We start from the raw sequence: 486 nt of genomic DNA on the forward strand, positions 1-486 counted from the left end.
TGAGATTGACCACAAGACGGGGGAGTTCTCCCTGACGCGAGTCGAGGATATCCAAGCGTTCGTGGAAGGTGTGGTGTTTGTCCGCATAGGAGATTTGGCTGTCTTGTGCAAACCGTGCCATGAGATCAAGACCTATGCAGAGCGTTACGGACTCACCCTTGAAGAGGCGGGTATCGTAAAGCAAGCTATTGCAATCCAGAAGCAGAAAGGGTATGATAAGGCCTTCTTGCAGGAGGTGGGAATCAAACCCGCATCCAACGCAGAGCTTAGAAAAGAACAGATCATTGAATACCTTAAGTCTAAGAAGGAGGGTGGATGAACGAGGATCGGGTTTACATTGTAGTAAGAGACGAGGCACCAGAGTACATGGTGCCGACTCTGGTTGCACATAGCATCCTAGGGGCAGACATGGCAATGGTTCTCCTCGGACAGGACCGGGCCGTTCCATCGACGGACCGTCCGTCCCGTCCGTATAGGCATGCAGCG

1 protein-coding gene is annotated in these 486 nt (G+C 52.5%); it reads left to right on the top strand.

Annotation, left to right across the window (positions count from 1 at the left end):
* The coding region (locus tag FVP33_RS19145; protein ID WP_222706801.1) for a hypothetical protein at positions 1–319 on the top strand (319 nt) is incomplete at its 5' end.
* Between the last annotated feature and the right edge of the window lie 167 nt (positions 320–486).

The organism is Lacisediminihabitans profunda, assembly GCF_008040105.1.
Classification (GTDB): Bacteria; Actinomycetota; Actinomycetes; order Actinomycetales; family Microbacteriaceae; genus Lacisediminihabitans; species Lacisediminihabitans profunda.